Source organism: Vreelandella glaciei (assembly GCF_013415125.1).
GTDB lineage: Bacteria > Pseudomonadota > Gammaproteobacteria > Pseudomonadales > Halomonadaceae > Vreelandella > Vreelandella glaciei.
In genome coordinates this window covers 120,848-139,203 of the sequence record NZ_JACCDE010000004.1, presented here as the reverse complement: position 1 = coordinate 139,203, position 18,356 = coordinate 120,848, and the positions used below count along the sequence as shown (strand labels likewise).

Genomic DNA, 18,356 nt, shown 5'->3' with positions numbered 1-18,356 from the left:
GGAGGGAATCTCTCATTGAGAAGTATCCTTGCCAAGCAGCATAATGTTCTTACTAAGCAAAATAGTGTTCTTGCTAAGCAGAATAGACGCCGCCGTTGCGGCGGCGCCTGGAGAACGCTAACGCTAGAAAAGCCTAGAAAGTGGCCGCTTCGGCGGCGCTCACCATACGTTCTGCCGCTTCTTCGGCGGGCATATCGGCGTCGTTGAAGTAGTTAGTCACCACGTCAAAAATGGCGCCCTGAATATCCGCGCGTACGGCCATACCGTGAGCCATACTCGGAACTAGGCCACCCTCTTCGGCGGTGCGCTGGAAATCAGCCAACGACTGCTGGGCACAGTTATCGAATTCGCTCATGTCCAGATCAGGCCGCGCAGGAATTGAGCCCTTGGCAAGGTTAAACGCCTCTTGGAAGGTAGGCTCAAGCACTAGTCGGGCTAACGCTTGCTGCGCTTCGCGCTCTTCGTCGTCGGTGACCCGGAACATGGCCAGGCTATCGATGTTGAAGGTGAACGCATCTTCGGTGCCCGGCGCTGCAGCACAGAGGTAATCTTCGCCGGCGGTCAGCCCTGCCGCGGTGAACTCACCTTTTGCCCAATCGCCCATCAGCTGAAAGCCGGCCACTCCCTCAATCACCATCGCAGTGGCAATGTTCCAATCGCGACCGGACATACCCTCATCCATCAGCTCGCGCATACGCTTGAAGTCTTCAAGGGCATCGATCATTTGTTCACCACCCAGGGCTTCAGGATCCAAATCTACCAATGCCTGCTGGTAAAACTCGCTGCCCTGGCCACCCAGCAGCACGCTTTCAAATACGGTCGCGTCCTGCCAAGCTTGACCGCCGTGAGCCAACGGTACGAAGCCCGCTTCGCGGATCGCCTCGCCTGCCTCGAATAGCTCATCCAGCGTGGTGGGCATCTCTACCCCTGCCGCTTCCAGCACTTCCGGGTTAGCCCACAACCAGTTTACCCGGTGCACGTTGACGGGGACCGCTACGTATTGGCCGTCGTGACGCATGATATCGGCCACGACTTCCGGCAGCAGTTCATCCCAGCCTTCCGCCTCGGCAACGCCGTTCAGGTCACCGAGCAGGCCAAGCTCACCCCACTCCTGAATTTCGGGGCCTTTGATTTGGGCGGCGGAGGGTGGGTTGCCCGACATGGCACGGGATTTAAGCACCGTCATGGCGGTTTCTCCGCCGCCACCGGCCACGGCAAAGTCCTGCCAGCCGTAGCCTTCAGCTTCCATTAACTCTTTAAGCACGTTGGCAGCGCGAGCTTCACCACCGGACGTCCACCAGTGCAGCACTTCGACTTCATTGGCCTGGGCGGTACTGGCGAGCGAGGCTCCTGCCAGAGCAAGCACGAGGGTTGTCTTCTTAAACGTCGACATGGAGTCACTCCTTATATTGTTATTGTCCTCTCGGACGTGCGACATCCAAGAGGTTACGCCAAGGTGTGCGTCAACGGGAGTTACCGAGTACTGCATAGTGTTGGGGTTTTATTACAAACCTGTAATAGTTTCCTGGCGGGGTAGCGAGAGAGTCACCACCAGCCCACCATCAGCATGGTTGGCGAGCGTGATATCGCCGCCATGGGCACGGGCAATATGCCGGGCAATGCCCAACCCGAGGCCACTACCACCAGTATGTCGACTGCGTGAGGGTTCTAAGCGCACAAAGGGCGAAAACACCCGCCCCAGCTGCTCTTCGGGTATACCTGGGCCGTGGTCACGAATACGCATGGTGACAACATTGCCGTGATCGATTAGCTGCACATCGGCCTGCTTTCCATAGAACACCGCGTTCTCAAGCAGGTTTGCCAGGCAGCGCTTAAGCGCCAGCGGTTTGGCAATCAGCGGTGGAATAGGGTTACCGCTTTTAGTCTCGATAGTGACCTTACCGCCTTGAAGGCTAAGCTCCTCGGCCAGCTCTTCGACCATGTTCGTTAGATCAACGGGCGCGGGCTCTTCGTGCAGATCCAAGCCTTTCACTGAGGCCAAGGCGCCTTTAACCAAACTATCCAGCTCATCCAGTGAGGCGCAAAAACGCTCGCGCTGATAGTCGTCTTCGAGCATTTCAGCGCGCAGGCGCATGCGGGTTAAGGGGGTCTTTAAATCATGGGAAATCGCCGAAAACAGCCGCTCGCGCTCCTCAATCTGCTCGCGGATGCGCCGCTGCATACGGTTGAACGCCGCCGCAGTGGCAGCGACCTCTTTGGGGCCGCTCTCTTTTAGCGGCGGCATATCCAAATCATCGCCCAACTGATTCGCTGCCCGTGAAAGCCGCGCCAATGGCCGGGTCACGCTGGTTATGCCCAATAGCGAAAGCGCCAGCACACTCAGCAGCACCAGTAACCCGACCAGCAAACGCTCCTCAGAAAGCCAGCGATAGCCGCTGAAAATATCCGGTACGCCTAGCAGCGTGGCGACATACAGCCAGGTGTCCGGGGCAAGCTCCAGTTGAACCACTAAAATCGGTGGGGAGAGTGGCTCCATCAGCAGGCTGTGCTGCCCCCAGCGGGGCGGCAGGTCGTAAAGCAGCACTTCGTTATTCAGCACCCGCAGGTTTTCCGGGCGGGAGAATTCGACAATCACGTCGTCAATATTGAGCTGCTGGGTGAGCACCGAACGCACGTTGTTTACCACCACCTCTTTTTCCGGCCCCGAGCCGATATCGTCGATAGTGAGCCTGCGCTCGTTAACGCTGACGAAAAAACGTGTGCCGCCCATATTACGCAGCTGATCGAGCACGATGTGGCGGTAGTCGACGGGCAGCGAGCGGAAAAACTTCATGGTGGAGGCGATGCTAAACGCCATATTGGTGGACAGTTCATCCAACTGAGCCAAATGGCTGGAGCGCACCTGAGAAGTCCAGATCGCGTAACTGGCCCCTTGGGCGACCAGCACTCCGGCGATCATGATGATCACAAAGCGCCCGCGCAGCGAAGCCGGCAGCCAGCGGGCAGCTCGTCGGGATAAGCGTCGACGAATGGTTGCCCACTCCACGCGTCTCACGTTAATGCATCGACCTGGGCGGTTAATACGTAGCCCGCGCCACGCACCGTACGAATCAGCTGCGAGTGCTGAGCATCTTCACCCAGCCGTTGGCGCAGGCGACAAACATGAACATCAATGGAGCGGTCAAGCGGCGGCGCGTCACGCCCCCGGGTAAGCGCGTAGAGATCATCCCGGGTGAGTACCTTGGCCGGGTGCTCTAAAAACACCTGCAGTAGCTGAAAATCAGCCCCAGAAAGCGCGGCGCGCTCGCCTTGCAAATCAATCAGCTCGCGGGTCATACGGTCGAGCTGCCAACTGCCAAAACTGACCCAGCGCGCCTGCCCCGCTGGCAACGCTGGCGGAGCGCTGCGAGTGCGGCGCAGTACCGCTTTGATGCGCGCCAGCAATTCGCGGGGATTAAATGGTTTACCCAAGTAGTCATCCGCACCTAGCTCAAGGCCTAGAATACGGTCGGTCTCATCGGCGCTGGCGGTCAACATGATAATCGGCACTTCGCTGTGCTTTCTAACGTCGCGGCAGATGGTAAAGCCGTCGTCACCGGGGAGCATTAAATCGACAATCAGCAAGTCGGGGGCGTGTTCAGCGCGCCGCGAATGCAGCGCTTGGGCACCATCCGCCGTCAATACCCGGTAACCGTGCCGCCCCAGGTAGTCAGCGAGCAGTTCACAAATTTCCGGGTCATCGTCGACCACAATCAAAGTAGCAGGGGTTGTCGTCATCGCAGCGGGTTCAGCCCTACATTGTTGTCTTTATTGGGCCTTGATGATGGTCGAGGGGCTAGGCAGTAGCAATACCGCTACGACCAAGGTTGCATTAGTGTCGCAATTTAAAATGAATTCAGGATATCAAACCGCGTTTTTAACCATGCGGCAATGCAGGCTTCGCAGTAACATCAATTGAACGTATAAGTTAGAAATTAGTGTCGGGACTGCTTAATTGCCATTTCCAGCTCAGCAACTTTTTCACTGAATTCACCATCTTTCAACTGTTTCAAACGCATAGTGGTTTCGTTCCAGTCAAGAAATCGTGAAACGGATTCGGCTGACAGAGGATAATAAACCCTATCACTCATCGCCCAGCCTCTAAGGTGATCCAAAATTTTGAGAAATCCTTCGTCACTTTCGCAGTATTTTTGTACCCACGCGACGGCATCATCATTTTCAGATATGTTAATCCAGCCATATAGATAGGCTGAAACATCAGGCAAGCTTGGTATGATCTCTTTAATATCTGGCTGACGAACGCGCTCTCTCAGAATTTCGATTGCTTGATCAAGCACCTTTTCCGAAATTTCCCATTGATCTGGATGCTCAGCCTTATCGCCTACCTTACCGTGGCGAAAAAGCTGGTTTCGAAAAAAATAGCCAACTAACCAGTTTATGGCTTTTCCGTCACTTGCGATTTTTCGAACAGTTTCAGCTTGCTTATCAGGGTTTAAGACTTGTAACCGACTAAGACAACACTGTGCAGCAGAATCAGCGGCCTGATCTACTGTAACAAAGAAGAAATCTTGATTATTCCCAACAGAAATTGCAGTGTCCATCATATCGGCAAATGCTAGAAGGAACCCCTCCAACTGCTTCTCATCAAGATTTGATATGCACCCATCATCCAGTCTATCTAACACATGCTCAAACCAAGTTTTACCAGAGCCCCGCCGTTTTTCAACTTCTTCAGAAAGGCGTGATACCAGTTTTTCAACATCAGATCTTGCCAACTCTAAAAGGCTATTGAAATCATTATCAGACATGACAGTCTTTGGGCCAGTGAGAGCGAAATAAAACCTATAATGTAGCGGGCTACCTAGCCTTTTTAAGCTTATGGTCTTTGAAACCGACATGGTGCCAGCTCGATTAAAAACACTCTCTTCAGGCTTTTTTTGGTTAGACACACCGGGAACAAATCGTTGCAAGCTCCAAATTGACTGAGCTGAACCAACGCCCTCTGACGGTAAAAGTTTTTTTAGAACTTTACCCATTTCAGCTCTTTCATCACTTGCAACAGTTGCATCACCGGTCACTAAAACTGAACGTACAGACAGGTATGACTCCAACCATTGATACAATTTATAATGTGTAGTTTTGATCAAATGTAGGCGACAGAAATCAGGAAAATATACATCGTCTTTAATCTGAGGAAACACAAAACGAATACCGTTCAGAGCGAGCTTTACTTCACGTGGAGTAGATAGCTTGCTTCCTTGCCGGTCAACAGCAGTTTTCAAGTCAACAAGTAACTCACCTGCGATCTTGTTACCCATCACTTCTTCATAGATTAATTGCGCTTCCTCTAAGAATTGTGTTCGAAGATCAAATGGCTCTGGAAGTGGTATACTGAATGTGAGTTGCACAATTTTTTGTAAGAAAAGATCACCATCATCTATTTTCAGGCCGGTTTTAAGTGCTTGTGCCAATACTTCCCGGTCATAGCACATTAAATAAGCAACTCTTGGAAAATCAGCGACAGAACGAACTAAGCGCACTACCTCAACTGCTTGTGCCGGTTCAAGACGATCAAGATCATCTAGGATGACAACAAACCCAATATCCAAATCTCGGATTTTTTGCCCTATTTCTTGCTTTAGTTCTGAAGGTGTCTTTTCTGTCGGCAACACCTGTTCTGCCGCGTTTGCACCTGCTTCAAGCGCACCGCCAACAAGCTGAGCTCCTGGGACAAGGTACCCTACAACATTTGCAATTGATGCGGCTCTTCGCGCTGTCTTTGGGCCGTAGTTACGGAGCAATTGACTGACTTCAGCCATCCTTTCCCTTGTTTCTCTGGCCTGCCCGCTATGAGCTTGAGCTATCTCATATTCTTTCTTATTTAATATCCCACTCATCGGCTCCAACAATGAAGCTACTAATGATGATGTATCTCCATTTAACCAAGGGGCAATTGTGATGGTATAAATTTCCTCATCTTGAGCGGCAACAAGCTCATGCCGAAGAAAATTTAGAAGCGAAGTCTTACCTGAACCCCACTTCCCCTCCAATCCAATGACTATGCCATCACCTTTCGATGCCTCAACGAGTGAAGGAGCCAGCCTCTCTGCCATACCAGCAAAACCAAATTTGTCCTTTGTTTCGTTCTCCAGTGCTCGATCAGAGTCCAATTGCGTTGTCATTTTGTCATCCAGTCAAGTTCGCTCAAACAATCTATATCGCTTGTTATCGGAGCTATCTATAATTTACCGAGGCTCATAGAACAACTTCAGTACTTGGGGCTACCTTATTGATAAAGGTATGTGAGTTAGTTGCTGACCTGGGTAAATCGCCAGTAGCTCAAGATCGTCCAACCCATCATCGGCGACAATGGTAGCAAGCGTGATTGTCATCGTGAAAAGCGTCCACTAAGTTATTATCTTTTATAGTAGCTAGATAAAGGTGAAGTGGAGCGCCCTACCTAACGCGAACAGCTGTCTACTAGGCTGGTTGAGGTAAGCGTTACAGTCCAAACCGTTTTTTCAACCATTCGGCAACAGCCGCTTCACCGTGATGACCGATACGCTCGGCGCCTTTTATACGGTCGAATAGATCAAGGTGGGCGTTGGCCATTACCTGGGCTTCCCCGGCTAAAACGAGCATTTCGGTATCGTTAAGATTGTCGCCAAATGCTAGGCAATCTGCGGGCGTTAAGCCCAGCCGTTCAAGCAGTGATGACAGCGCCACACCTTTGTTGACCCCACCGGCCATGATCTCCAGGGAGTCAATCGTCGAGTAGGTGATATGCAGCGCAGCGCCATGGGCCTTATGAGCCTGCTCTTCCAGCTGTTTCAGCGCCTCCGGGTCGCCTAGATAAAGCACTTTACCCACGCCGTTAATGTCCATCTGATCAGGCGGCACGACGTCATAACTAAACCCGGTAGAGGCGTGAAGAGATAATAGATGTGGGGCTTCGGCATCAATATGCCAGCCGCTTTCACGGTAGAGGTTCAAGCGCACCTGAGGCGGACGCGGGAGATTTATCAACGTTTTTGCATGCTCAGGGTCAACATGAGTAGCGGCCAGCAAGGTGCCTTTCGGGTCGTGCACATAGGCGCCGTTGGTACTGATCAAGTGCGCTGGTATATCCAACTGATCGCGAAATACCTTCATATCGTGATAGTGGCGCCCCGAGGCAAGCGCGACATGGTGGCCTTGCTTCGCCAGCACCCGCAGCACTTCAACCGTGCTTTCGTGCAGGGTATGGTCGCTTCCTAAAAGAGTGCCATCCAGGTCAGAAACAATCAGGCGGGGTGTCATAACGCGCTCCATATCCATGGGCGTTTAGCTTAACCGATTCTTTTGGACGCATGTAAGCCTTTGACGTGCCGTTACCAACGCTAACATTAGGGCCGACTTCGCATGGCGGCAATTGGCGTGGCAAGCGGGAATCCGTATAGTGGCACCCTAACTCTCGCCAACTGATTGAGCTCATGCTTCAGAATAACGCCATGCTTGCCCAGCTCAAGCAACAGATTCGTCAAACCACCCCCCGTGCTGAAGGGGTGATCAAAGCCACCGACAAAGGTTTCGGATTTCTCGAAACTGACGACGGTGAATCCTATTTCGTGCCGCCGCCCGCCATGAAGTTAGTGCTTCATGGTGATCGTGTGGAAGCGGTTATCCACGAGAACGGTGACAAAAAATCCGTTGAGCCTGAAAAGCTGATTGAAGCGGGGCTGGATCGGTTTGTTTCCCGCGTGCAGAAGCGCGAAGGCCGCCTGTCCGTCGTACCCGACCATCCGTCGATTAAAAATGTGATCAAGGCACGGATTAAGAACAGCCTTGATGAAGACACCATTGCTGACGGCGACTGGGTCGTTGCCCGCTTGGTGCGTCATCCGCTAAAAGCCGATGACCGCGCTTTCTTTGCCCAGATTGATGAGCTGGTCGCTAAAAGTGATGATCCGGCGGTACCATGGCGCGTCACGCTTGCCCGCCATGCGCTGGAGCAAGAGTGCCCCGATGCAGGCACCGACTGGCCGCTGATGGATGAAGGCCTGACTCGCGAAGATTTAACTTCTACGCCCTTCTTCACCATCGATGGTGAGAAGACCCGCGATATGGACGATGCGCTGCACGTGGCACCTCGCGCTGAAGGCGGTTGGCAGTTGAGTGTCGCGATTGCCGACCCCACCGCTTATGTGGAAGAGGGCCATGCGGCTGATTTAGAAGCCCGCACCCGTGCTTTCACCGTTTACCTGCCCGGTCAGAACGTCACCATGCTGCCCGAGCAGCTAGCGGATGATCTCTGCTCGCTATGGGAAGGCAAGGATCGCCCCGCGCTGGCCTGTACGCTGAATATCAATGCCGACGGCAGCCTGGGCGAGTATCGTTTTTTTGCGGCGAACGTTAAGTCTCACGCCAAGCTTGTTTATGACAACGTCTCCGACTGGATCGAAGGTCAAGGCGACTGGGCGCCCACAGATGAGATTGCCGAGCAGCTCACCGCGCTGCGTGATTTGACCGAGGCACGTACCGCCTGGCGCAACGAACACGCGTTGGTGTTTAAAGACCGCCCTGACTACGTGTTTGATCTCGATCCCGCTGGCAACGTATTGGCCGTGCGCACCGAAGAGCGCCGCATTGCCAACCGCATGATCGAAGAGTCGATGATTGTGGCTAACGCCTGCTGCGCGGATTTCCTGGCCCAGCATATCGGTCACGGTATCTTTAACGTGCATCGCGCCTTCGAGCCAGAGAAAGCCGAAGCTGCCCAGGAATTCCTGGCAGGCCAGGAGATTGTGGTCGAACGCGAAGCGCTGACTGAGCTTGCCCGCTACACCGAGCTGAAGCGTGCACTGGAAAGCCGCGACGACGCTTGGCTGGATGCGCGCCTACGCCGCTTCCAGGGCTTCACCATGATGTCCGCACAGCCTGGCCCGCACTTTGGTTTGGGTCTGGCCGCCTACGCCACCTGGACCTCGCCAATCCGTAAGTATGGCGATATGGTCAACCACCGCCTGATCAAACGCGTGCTGAAAGGCGAACAGGCGCCCGCCGAAGCTACCCAGCAGCTCACCGAGCAGTTGACGGAGCGTCGCCGCCTGAATCGTATGGCCGAGCGCGATGTGAAAGATTGGCTCTACGTGCGCTACCTAACACCCGCCGCGCAGAACCAGGATACGTTTGAGGCCGAAATCATGGCCATCAACCGTGGCGGTATGCGCGTTCGTCTGCTGGAAAATGGCGCGACCGCCTTTGTTCCAGCCCCTTTAATGCACAGTGACCGCAGCAAAGTGGTGATTGATGATAAAGAGGGACGTATCCAGATAGAAGGCGAAGAGCGTTACAAGCTAGGCGACCCGCTTCGCGTCATCTTGACCGAAGCCCGCGAAGAGACCCGCTCGCTGGTAGCAAAGCCAGCAGTTTAGTCCTCACTAAACCATTAGTAATCGTTAACAACGGCGCCCTTTGGGCGCCGTTGTTGTTTTTGTGCGGGCATAAGTTATCTACTCAGCCTTACTCATGTTGCGGGCGAACTAAAACACGCTTCTCATCCTACGACTAATTTTTCTTAATGGCTTTCATACGCCACGTTGGCTTAACAGCAAATTTACAAACGGCCAACCAATAACGGGGAGAGGGTAGGCCTGAAAATCTGAGAGCGCCTGGCACATCTATTGGGTAGCACGCTTAGCTTCTAAAAATAAATTAATACTCATCATCCCTCCCTACTCAATCAGCGAAGTCTGCAGGAAATAATTATTTTGTCGTAATACCTCTATTAGAGAAAACTCGGATGGCTAATGATGAATTTTGCCTCAATATGGAGCAAATAAAATCTCAATATGAATACAATATTCTTTTCTAATGCAAACAATCAAACTCAAATAACTGTTTTAAATATTTTTTTTAAAAAATGGACTGACTTTTGCAGAATATTAACAGTATTCCGGAAATTGCTACCTTTTTGATCAATAGACTATTGATGCCTTCACCACGTTCTTAAACAAAAAAGTTGGAGAAACATGCATGAATATTTCTAAAAAAGTTGCCGCGATGGCAGGTGCAGCCTGCCTATCGGCGATCACATCATCGGCTACGGCTTCCGAACCAATAATAATCGGCGTCCCGACGGGTCTAAGTGGAGCAAACAGCACCGTAGCCCCCGCAGTGGTTCAGTCCTCTGAACTGGCGGTAGCGGAGATAAATGACAGCGGTGGTATTTTAGGACGCCAAGTAGTTTTGGAAATTGCAGATGATGGCAGTGGTGCTTCCGGTGCTCAACGCGCTTTTGACGACCTGATCAGTAACCGAAATGCTGACGCTATAATCACTATGGAAACCAGTGCCGCTCGGAATGCTGGCATTCCCATCGTCGAACGACATCAAGTGCCTTACATATATACCTCGCTATACGAAGGTCGTTCCTGCAGCCCTTACCTGTATGCCAACGGTGCTGTACCAGAGCAGATGGTAGGTCCTATCGTGGACTATTTCATGGATGAAGAAGGTTCAGAACGCTTCTTCCTAGTAGGCAGTGACTACGCTTTTGGGCGAGGCATGCTTGAGTTTACGCGCAGTTATATTGAAGAGCGTGGAGGAGAAGTTGTCGCTGAGGAGTATCAACCTATGGACGCAACCGACTGGACATCCATCATCAGTCAGATGCGTCGTAATAATCCCGATGCAGTCATCATGTCCACCGCCGGAGGAGCACCAAATGTTACCTTGCAGCGCCAGTACAAGGCGGCAGGTATGCAAGCATTGGTGGGCAATCTGAGCGTAGATGAGTTAACCGCACAGAGTATGGGCGAGGACGCTGAGGGAATCTATATTTCAGCCTCTTATCTTACGGCCATTGATAGCGCGGCTAATAGAGACTTCCTTGAGCGTATAGAAACTCACTTCGGGAGCGATCTTCGCACCCCAAACGACCTTTCTGTACCACAGTACGATGCCATTTATCTCTACAAAGCCGCTGTAGAAATGGCTGGCACCACGGATGCTGACGCGGTTATCGAAGCACTGGCGGAAGTCTCATATGACGGTCCTCGTGGGACCGTGCAGATGAACGCTCAACGCCATGCGCCACTCACTATGCATCTCGGCCGGGTCCAAGGTGACGGTAGTGTAGAAGTGGTAGAAATATTCGAGGGCGTAGATCCCGGCGAGCAGTGCCCGACCAGCTAATCACGCTTTAGCCCACGCGACCGTCACAACCAGCTAACCCCGAGGTTTGGGTGACTGTGTGGTGGTCGCCAGCAAGGAACAAAAAAAGTGAATTATCTGTTTCTTGATATCATTACCACCGCAGCGATCCTCTTCATTATATCTTCTGGTTTACTCATTATCTTTGGTGTGATGAAAGTCATTAATTTCGCACATGGTGTATTCCTCACCATTGGCGGTTATTCATCATTGGTGGTGACTCGATTCGACTGGGACCCTTGGTTTAGCATGCCGTTGGCCTTTGTGGTCGGTTGCCTACTCGGCGCATTCATAGAGCGCGCTATACTGCGTTTTCTTTACCATCGCCCCTTAGATGCCATCTTGGCGACTTGGGGACTTGGTATCGTTCTAGGACAGTTGATCATCATCGCCTTCGGTCGCGAGGTGCAGTTTGCCGATAGACCAGTGTCTGGGGCCGTGGAGCTGCTAGGCGCTTTTTATTCGCAATACCGACTACTCTTGATTATCTTCGCAGTGCTGGTAGCTGCAGCCATGTGGCTGCTTCTGAAGGGTACTCGCATTGGTTTGCAAACCCGCGCTGTCATCATGAATGAACCCTTGGCGCGTGGTCTGGGAATCAATAGCTCGCGTGTACGCCTGATCACTTTTTCATTTGGGGCTGGCCTGGCCTGTCTAGCGGGTGCTTTTATAACGCCATTGTCCAGCGTAGACCCCAACATGGGGCTGCCATGGCTAGTTAGCGCCTTTATGCTGGTTCTGGTATCCGGCAATTCATTCCTTGCCTTGGCTATTGCCTGCCTAGTGCTTGGGGGCGCCCAAGTGCTGGCAAGTACCTACATCAACCCAATCATAGGTGGTTTGACAATCGCCGTCCTGGCCGCCCTCCTGTTAAGGCTTCGTCCCAAGGGGTTTGCATATGACTAGGTTTATCGGCGGCGTTGAAGCCGACCACGGTTATCTTGTTCTGCCACTTCATGTTCGCTTCAGAGCAGTGTGTATATTGACGGCCCTGGCCTTGATAGTCGTTCTCATCGGCCCGTTTGTTCTGGATCCCTATACTCAGAGTGTCCTGGTAAGAGCTTTCCTGCTAGCAGTGACTGCCTTAACCGTAGATCTGCTATGGGGCACAACCGGGATCCTGACTTTCGCTCAAGGCGCGTTTTTCGGCATCGGCGCCTATGCAGCCGGACTCATGTTTACCCATGTCGGCTACACAGCAGGGACAGTATTGTTTGCCTTGTTGGCGGCAATTACCGTATCTATGCTGGTTGCTGCCTTTGTAGGCTGGCTAGCCTTCTGGCAAGGTGCAACCTCACTTTATGTGGCGGTAGTCACACTTGTATTGCCGATAGTCGTGGTGCAGTTAATCTATTCTGGAGGCTCTTTCACCGGCTCCAGTAGCGGGCTAGTAGGTTTTGATGCGCCATCATTATCCATGAGTGGCTGGTTCTGGTTTACCGGTACCCTGATGGTTTTGCTGACGGCTTGCGCCTGGGTTTTCATCCGCAGTGATTACGGCCGCATGCTAAATGCAATACGTGATAACGAAACACGCAACCGTTACCTAGGCATCCCAACAAGTCACATAAAGATCACTCTGATGATGGCCATGGCTGCGCTGGCTTCAATGGCAGGTTTCATTTATGCCTGTGTGGGCACTATTGTTGCGCCAGAACATGCCGGCTTCGTCTTTGGTACCGAATTGGTGATCTACGTCGCCCTAGGTGGACGCGGCACGGTCCTGGGGCCCGTCATAGGCACTATTGGGCTGGAGTGGGCTAGTGCCTATATCAGTAGCATTCTACCGTTTGTATGGACCATCATCATCGGGACCATATTCGTTGTAGTTATCGTAATTATGCCAGAAGGGCTGCTTCCTCCAATCTGGCGGACACTGTCGAAAAAGCTACCATCTCGTTTGGCTAAAGCTGCTAAAGGTAAGGGAGCAATCACATTCTACCCGCTTGCTGAGAGTGACATTAAGACCTTTCCAGCCAACATGAGCCAGCCCGCACTTGATTTGAGCAGTGTTACCAAGCGCTACGGACACTTGAAGGTATTGCAGGGCATCGATATTGCCGTAATGCCGGGAGAGCTTGTGGGTATTGTAGGCCCCAATGGCGCAGGTAAGACAACACTAATGCGCTGTATCAGCGATGGGCTGGAGCGCAGCAGTGGAGTCATCAAGGTCAACGGCAAGGATATTGGCCAAAAATCACCCGCAGCCATTACGACACTGGGGCTTGGGCGAAGCTTCCAAAATACTAGCTTATTTGAAAGTCTTAGCGTGTCCGAGTGTTTGCGTCTTGCTCGCTACCGACATTGGCAGCCATCAAAAACTGATACGGCAGACCGCATCGGGCTACCCACCGCTGCGATGGAGGTTTTAGAGAGCACTGGATTGACTTCACAGCTGGACGGAAAAGTAAACAACCTCCCTCACGGCATGAAGCGTGCCTTAGAGCTGACGATGGTACTTTCTTTAGAGCCAAACGTACTGCTGCTTGATGAGCCTACGGCCGGACTGACAAAAGCAGACCGCCTCATGATTGGCAACATTCTTACGGATTTACAGACTAGACTCGGTCTCGCTATCGTGCTAATTGAACACGATTTTGATTTCGTCAAACAGGTCTGCTCGCGGCTAGTAGTGCTTCACCGCGGGGAACTGGTCTTAGATGGCGAGGTTCAGGAGGTAGTCAACTCTGACCTAGTACAAGAGATTTATTCGGGGCATGTCGAATGAGCGAAAATACGAAGAAATCCGATAAAGCTACTGTCCTGGAGTGCCGTCAACTGAGTAGCGGCTACGATGATGCGACTGTCATCGACAATATCAACATTCAAATCACCGAGGGCCAAGTCTTCGGCATTCTAGGCAAGAATGGCATGGGCAAAAGCACCTTGCTAAAGACCATTATGGGCTTTCTTAAACCCATAAATGGGGAAATCTATTATGCTGATCAGCCCATAGGCGGCTTAGAGCCTCAAGTGCTCGCAAGGCGTGGCATCGCCTACATTCCTCAGGAAGCCGCCATTTTCCAGGATCTGACCGTAGAGGAAAATCTCCGCCTTGGCCTGCCGAGTGATCGCTTGCTGCCAAGCGGTATGGAAAAGGTTGCTGCCTATTTCCCTATTATCCCCCAACGACGCAAGCAATTTGCAGGCACCTTAAGTGGTGGCGAGCAAAAGATGTTGCTGATGGCCCGGGCACTCATGAGCGATCCCAAGCTGATGCTGGTAGACGAGATCAGCGAGGGGCTGCAACCCACTATGGTGGAGAATATCACGCAGGTTCTCGGACAGGTGGCGGCGAAAGAAAATACTAGCGTTCTTTTAGTGGAGCAGAATGTACGATTGGTCACTCGCGTTGCTCATTCGGTGGCGTTACTGGAGATTGGCCGCATCGTGCAAGAAATGCAGCTAGATGATGGGGCTGACAACGAGCTAGCACTGACCGAGATGATGCGCGTCTGATCACCCCCACATCGAAAGGAGACTCGTTAATGAATACTCTACGCATCTTTTCCCATCTCCTGCCGGACGACGGCCTCCTAGGCCGTAACGAATCAATTAACGAAGACCCACTACCCCTACGTGTAATTCAAAAAGCTAGGGATATTGGCGCTATTGACTACATCCCTGTTCGTCTACTTCAGCTTTTAGGCTGCCAAGAAAAGGCGGAGCGAAAGGTATCAATACCTAATGCGATGTTCTAGTGTTCACCGAGAGTAATTAAACATCTTAAAGTTTTCATAGGCAGCTATCTGAAATCTCGGCATATAATTTAGCGAAACTTATATGCGCATATTACTCTTTAATAATAACATTATTTACATCAAGGACTGGACGCATGAGCCTCGTAGCCGACCCACTAAAACAAATACTTTCACCCCTAAAGATGGCTCAACTGCATAACAACAACTCTGCAATTTTAATTGTTGATATGCAGTATTTAGACGCTCACCCTGAATATGGGCTTATCCAAATTGCAAAACAGCATGGAATTGACACAAAATATTATGAAGACCGCCTCAAGGTAGCCATTAAAAACATACAACTCTTACTGAAAGCATGTCGCGAAAATGGCCTGGAAGTAATTTATTGTACCATTGAATCTATGACAAAGGACGGGCGTGACAGAAGCAAAGAACATAAAAAAGCAAACCTTCATGCTAGCCCCAACTCTAAAGAGGGTGAAGTGATTGAAGAATTAAGACCGATGCATGATGAAATGGTTTTCAAGAAGACCTGCTCAGGGGTCTTTAATGGTTCAAATATAGACCAGAAATTAAGAAATCTCAAAATAGATAACTTAATTATAACTGGTGTACTAACCAACCAGTGTGTTGATACTGCTGTCAGAGATGCAGCCGACCGTGGATATGACGTGGTACTGGTTACGGATGCCTGTGCAGCTTTCCACGAGTCGTTGCATCAAGCATCTGTGGAGATACTAGAAGGCATTTACTGCTGTGTTGAATCAACTAAAAAGGTGGTTGATCACATATATCAGATTAACCGATGAACTTATGTTTTCTCTTTCCTACAACTGACTTTGCGAAAACATAAATTGATACAAGTGATGCATTACTTATAGTTCGAAAATTATTCGCCGAGATGATGCGGATCCCAACTTTCAAACGCCACTATGGAAGCTTGCTTATGGACACTGTACGTACTCTTGCCGGAATTCAACTAGACGACGAGCGCTTAGAGCATGTTATAAACGCTTACCGACCAATCCTGAACGAGATTGAAAAACTGCGCACGCTTAATCTCAATTCAACCTACCCAGCTGTCCATTTTAGCCCACTAGCCGCCTATAGCGCAGAGGATAAAAACAATGAGTAACTCTCCTAGCTACTGGCCGTTGCACCAACAAGTGGCGGCAATAGCCAGCGGCGACCTCTCCGCACGTGATCTTGTCCTTGCCTACACCGAGCGTCTTGAAGCTTATGACAGTCAGTTAGCAACCCATGTAACTCTTAGCAACTCCGCACTGGAAGAAGCCGCGGCAATCGACAAAGCGCTCGCCAGGGGGGAAAAGCTCGGCCCCTTGGCAGGCGCCTGTATTTCAGTCAAAGATAACTACCTGACTCATAATATGCCCACACGGGCAGGCACTGACGTCGCTGAGATATCTTTTCCTGAGACAGACAGCCATGTGGTGGCTAAGCTGCGCAAAGCTGGGGCCATCATCCTGGGTAAGACTCGGATGCACGAGTTCGCATGGGGTAATATCACTCCACCAACCCGAAACCCTTGGAATACTCAGTGCGTTCCCGGAGGTTCCAGTGGCGGCTCTGCCGCAGCCGTAGCAGCTGGGCTCTGTAGCGCGGCCATGGGCAGCGACACCGGTGGTTCAGTGCGCATTCCTGCCACTCTATGCGGCACTGTGGGGCTCAAGCCTACCTTCGGATTAGTTGGTCGAACGGGGATTGTTCCGCATAGCTGGTCATTAGACCATGCCGGACCTCTAACCCGAACGGTAACCGATGCAGCCCTGATTCTCGAAGCGTTGGTGGGAAGTGATGCCGATGACCCTGCCTCATTGAGTGCTCCAGAGATCAGATATCAACCGTCAGCTAACCCCACAATAAAAGGCTTTCGCATAGGAGTGATCCGCAATCATTTCTCGGAGCGCATCTCCGCTGACGTGGCAGACAACTTTGCCACGGTACAAGAGTGGCTAAAACACAAGGGGGTGGAGATTCAGGAATTCGATGTCCCTAATCTAGACTATGGCTTGGGAGCAATTTTCGCCATCGAATTAGCGTCATCCTCAGCTTATCATGAACAGGCGTTACAGAGTGGCTTGACAAGCGGCTTCCAAAGTGACGTACGAGATCTAGTAGAAATGGGTAGACTGGTTTCCGCTGTGGATTACCTACATGCGGAACAGCTACGCTCTGAGCTATGTAAGGATTTCGCAAGAATCTTCAATACGGTGGATTTGGTAATCTCTCCAACTAGCCCAATCACCGCATGGAACTCAGGCCAATGGGAATTAGATATTGAAGGTTCCCTAGAAAGTGTCCTCGCCGCTTCATGGCGCTTTACCTACCCCTTCAACCTAACCGGCATGCCGGCAATTAGTGTGCCTTCGGGGTTTGACGGAAAGGGTCTACCAATAGGGCTACAGATTGCAGGCCCTCCCCTGTCCGAACGAAAAGTGCTTACATTTGCCGCTGCTTTTGAGGCAGAGCACCCACATGCTGAAGATAAGCCAGTTGGGTTCAATTAAATTTAGCCAAACGGGAAAAATAAATGAGCAACGGTCGAAATAACAGACAGGAATCCTTGGTAAGAGTTGCCTGCATACAGATGGAGCCTCATGTAGGGGATATCTCAGGCAACATAAATAAAAGTATCGCACTTATTGAGGAGGCCGTAGTTAATCAGGGAGCCAGACTTATTGTACTGCCTGAATTAGCCAATTCAGGGTATGTATTCAAATCGAGAGAGGAAGCCTTTTCATGCGCAGAAGTAGTCGGTACTGGCCCTGCGTCAGTCGCCTGGATGAAATTATGTAAAGAGCATAACTGCTGGATTATCGCAGGCATGGCAGAACGAGATGGAGACAGACTTTACAATGCCTCTGTGTGCTTCGGCCCAAATGGCCATGTAGGCACCTTCCGCAAGATGCATCTTTGGAATGAAGAGAATCTATTTTTTGAACCTGGCAATCTAGGTTTCCCCGTTTGGCATACCCCCTTGGGACGCCTCGCCAGCTGCATTTGCTACGACCTCTGGTTCCCTGAAAGTTCTCGGATCGCGGCCCTCCAGGGTGCAGACATCATATGCATTCCTACCAACTGGGTACCGATTCCCGGCCAGGATCCAGACCGGGAAGCCATGGCGAACATTCTGTGTATGGCATCAGCACATAGCAACTCTGTTTTCATCGCTGCAGCGGATAGAGTCGGTACCGAGCGCGGGCAACCATTCATTGGCCAAAGCCTGATTGTCAGCTATACGGGTTGGCCAATTGGCGGCCCAGCCAGCCCGGACAAAGAGGAAATAATATATGCCGATCTGAACCTTGCTGACGCCCGGCGAAAGCGAAACTGGAACGAATACAACCAACCCCTCAGGGACCGTAGAGACGATTTTTATGGCAGGATGCTGGGAAGTCAGCACCCTGTTGGCTGGCATTAGTTTCACTGTAACAAATAGTCATCGCGAATAATCACTGTAAATGGCGTTCAGATTTATAG

General features: G+C 51.4%; 13 protein-coding genes. 8 read left to right on the top strand and 5 right to left on the bottom strand.

Features of this window, described 5'->3' with window-relative positions:
- Window positions 1-133: 133 nt before the first annotated feature.
- From HZS80_RS04315 to HZS80_RS04295, 5 genes are all read right to left on the bottom strand, one after another.
- A complete protein-coding gene (locus HZS80_RS04315) occupies window positions 134-1,393 on the bottom strand; it encodes an ABC transporter substrate-binding protein (protein WP_179915259.1) in 1,260 nt (419 codons plus the stop codon).
- 111 nt (window positions 1,394-1,504) lie between these two features.
- Window positions 1,505-3,016: an ATP-binding protein gene (locus HZS80_RS04310; protein WP_179915258.1), complete on the bottom strand. Its 1,512-nt coding sequence runs from the start codon at window positions 3,014-3,016 to the stop codon at window positions 1,505-1,507.
- Window positions 3,013-3,738: a response regulator gene (locus HZS80_RS04305; RefSeq protein WP_179915257.1), complete on the bottom strand. Its 726-nt coding sequence runs from the start codon at window positions 3,736-3,738 to the stop codon at window positions 3,013-3,015. The genes HZS80_RS04310 and HZS80_RS04305 overlap by 4 nt, the downstream gene beginning before the upstream one ends.
- Before the next feature lie 197 nt (window positions 3,739-3,935).
- On the bottom strand, window positions 3,936-6,143 hold the full coding sequence (locus HZS80_RS04300) for a KAP family P-loop NTPase fold protein (protein ID WP_179915256.1): 2,208 nt from the start codon (window positions 6,141-6,143) through the stop codon (window positions 3,936-3,938).
- Window positions 6,144-6,462: 319 nt separating this feature from the next.
- On the bottom strand, window positions 6,463-7,260 hold the full coding sequence (locus HZS80_RS04295; protein ID WP_035555967.1) for a Cof-type HAD-IIB family hydrolase: 798 nt from the start codon (window positions 7,258-7,260) through the stop codon (window positions 6,463-6,465).
- A gap of 173 nt (window positions 7,261-7,433) precedes the next feature.
- On the opposite strand from HZS80_RS04295, the gene HZS80_RS04290 reads away from it, so the two are divergent.
- The 8 genes from HZS80_RS04290 (at window position 7,434) to HZS80_RS04255 (ending at window position 18,297) form a co-directional block, all read left to right on the top strand.
- The gene (locus tag HZS80_RS04290) at window positions 7,434-9,374 is read left to right on the top strand and encodes an exoribonuclease II (protein ID WP_179915255.1); all 1,941 of its coding nucleotides are present in this window, start codon (window positions 7,434-7,436) and stop codon (window positions 9,372-9,374) included.
- A 601-nt stretch (window positions 9,375-9,975) separates the two neighbouring features.
- Window positions 9,976-11,136: a substrate-binding protein gene (locus HZS80_RS04285; protein WP_218927572.1), complete on the top strand. Its 1,161-nt coding sequence runs from the start codon at window positions 9,976-9,978 to the stop codon at window positions 11,134-11,136.
- Between the two features lie 87 nt (window positions 11,137-11,223).
- A complete protein-coding gene (locus HZS80_RS04280; protein ID WP_035563099.1) occupies window positions 11,224-12,060 on the top strand; it encodes a branched-chain amino acid ABC transporter permease in 837 nt (278 codons plus the stop codon).
- Window positions 12,053-13,882, top strand: coding sequence for a branched-chain amino acid ABC transporter ATP-binding protein/permease (locus tag HZS80_RS04275; RefSeq protein ID WP_082072610.1), 1,830 nt, complete (start codon window positions 12,053-12,055; stop codon window positions 13,880-13,882). Before HZS80_RS04280 ends, HZS80_RS04275 begins: the two co-directional genes overlap by 8 nt.
- Window positions 13,879-14,613, top strand: coding sequence for an ABC transporter ATP-binding protein (locus HZS80_RS04270; RefSeq protein WP_045812151.1), 735 nt, complete (start codon window positions 13,879-13,881; stop codon window positions 14,611-14,613). Before HZS80_RS04275 ends, HZS80_RS04270 begins: the two co-directional genes overlap by 4 nt.
- 376 nt (window positions 14,614-14,989) lie before the next feature.
- Window positions 14,990-15,664 carry a cysteine hydrolase family protein gene (locus HZS80_RS04265; RefSeq protein WP_035563093.1) on the top strand — a complete coding sequence of 225 codons (675 nt, stop codon included), beginning with the start codon at window positions 14,990-14,992 and terminating at the stop codon, window positions 15,662-15,664.
- Between the two features lie 318 nt (window positions 15,665-15,982).
- Entirely contained in the window at window positions 15,983-17,383 is a 1,401-nt protein-coding gene (locus HZS80_RS04260; RefSeq protein ID WP_045812152.1) for an amidase, read from the top strand.
- Between the two features lie 23 nt (window positions 17,384-17,406).
- On the top strand, window positions 17,407-18,297 hold the full coding sequence (locus HZS80_RS04255; RefSeq protein WP_082072611.1) for a nitrilase family protein: 891 nt from the start codon (window positions 17,407-17,409) through the stop codon (window positions 18,295-18,297).
- Window positions 18,298-18,356: the final 59 nt, after the last annotated feature.

Coding starts and splice junctions, on each gene's coding strand:
- HZS80_RS04290 (WP_179915255.1), top strand. CDS start 7,434: ATGCTTCAGAATAACGCCATGCTTGCCCAGCTCAAGCAACAGATTCGT.
- HZS80_RS04315 (WP_179915259.1), bottom strand. CDS start 1,393: ATGTCGACGTTTAAGAAGACAACCCTCGTGCTTGCTCTGGCAGGAGCC.
- HZS80_RS04305 (WP_179915257.1), bottom strand. CDS start 3,738: ATGACGACAACCCCTGCTACTTTGATTGTGGTCGACGATGACCCGGAA.
- HZS80_RS04300 (WP_179915256.1), bottom strand. CDS start 6,143: ATGACAACGCAATTGGACTCTGATCGAGCACTGGAGAACGAAACAAAG.
- HZS80_RS04265 (WP_035563093.1), top strand. CDS start 14,990: ATGAGCCTCGTAGCCGACCCACTAAAACAAATACTTTCACCCCTAAAG.
- HZS80_RS04275 (WP_082072610.1), top strand. CDS start 12,053: ATGACTAGGTTTATCGGCGGCGTTGAAGCCGACCACGGTTATCTTGTT.
- HZS80_RS04260 (WP_045812152.1), top strand. CDS start 15,983: ATGAGTAACTCTCCTAGCTACTGGCCGTTGCACCAACAAGTGGCGGCA.
- HZS80_RS04295 (WP_035555967.1), bottom strand. CDS start 7,260: ATGACACCCCGCCTGATTGTTTCTGACCTGGATGGCACTCTTTTAGGA.
- HZS80_RS04255 (WP_082072611.1), top strand. CDS start 17,407: ATGAGCAACGGTCGAAATAACAGACAGGAATCCTTGGTAAGAGTTGCC.
- HZS80_RS04285 (WP_218927572.1), top strand. CDS start 9,976: ATGAATATTTCTAAAAAAGTTGCCGCGATGGCAGGTGCAGCCTGCCTA.
- HZS80_RS04270 (WP_045812151.1), top strand. CDS start 13,879: ATGAGCGAAAATACGAAGAAATCCGATAAAGCTACTGTCCTGGAGTGC.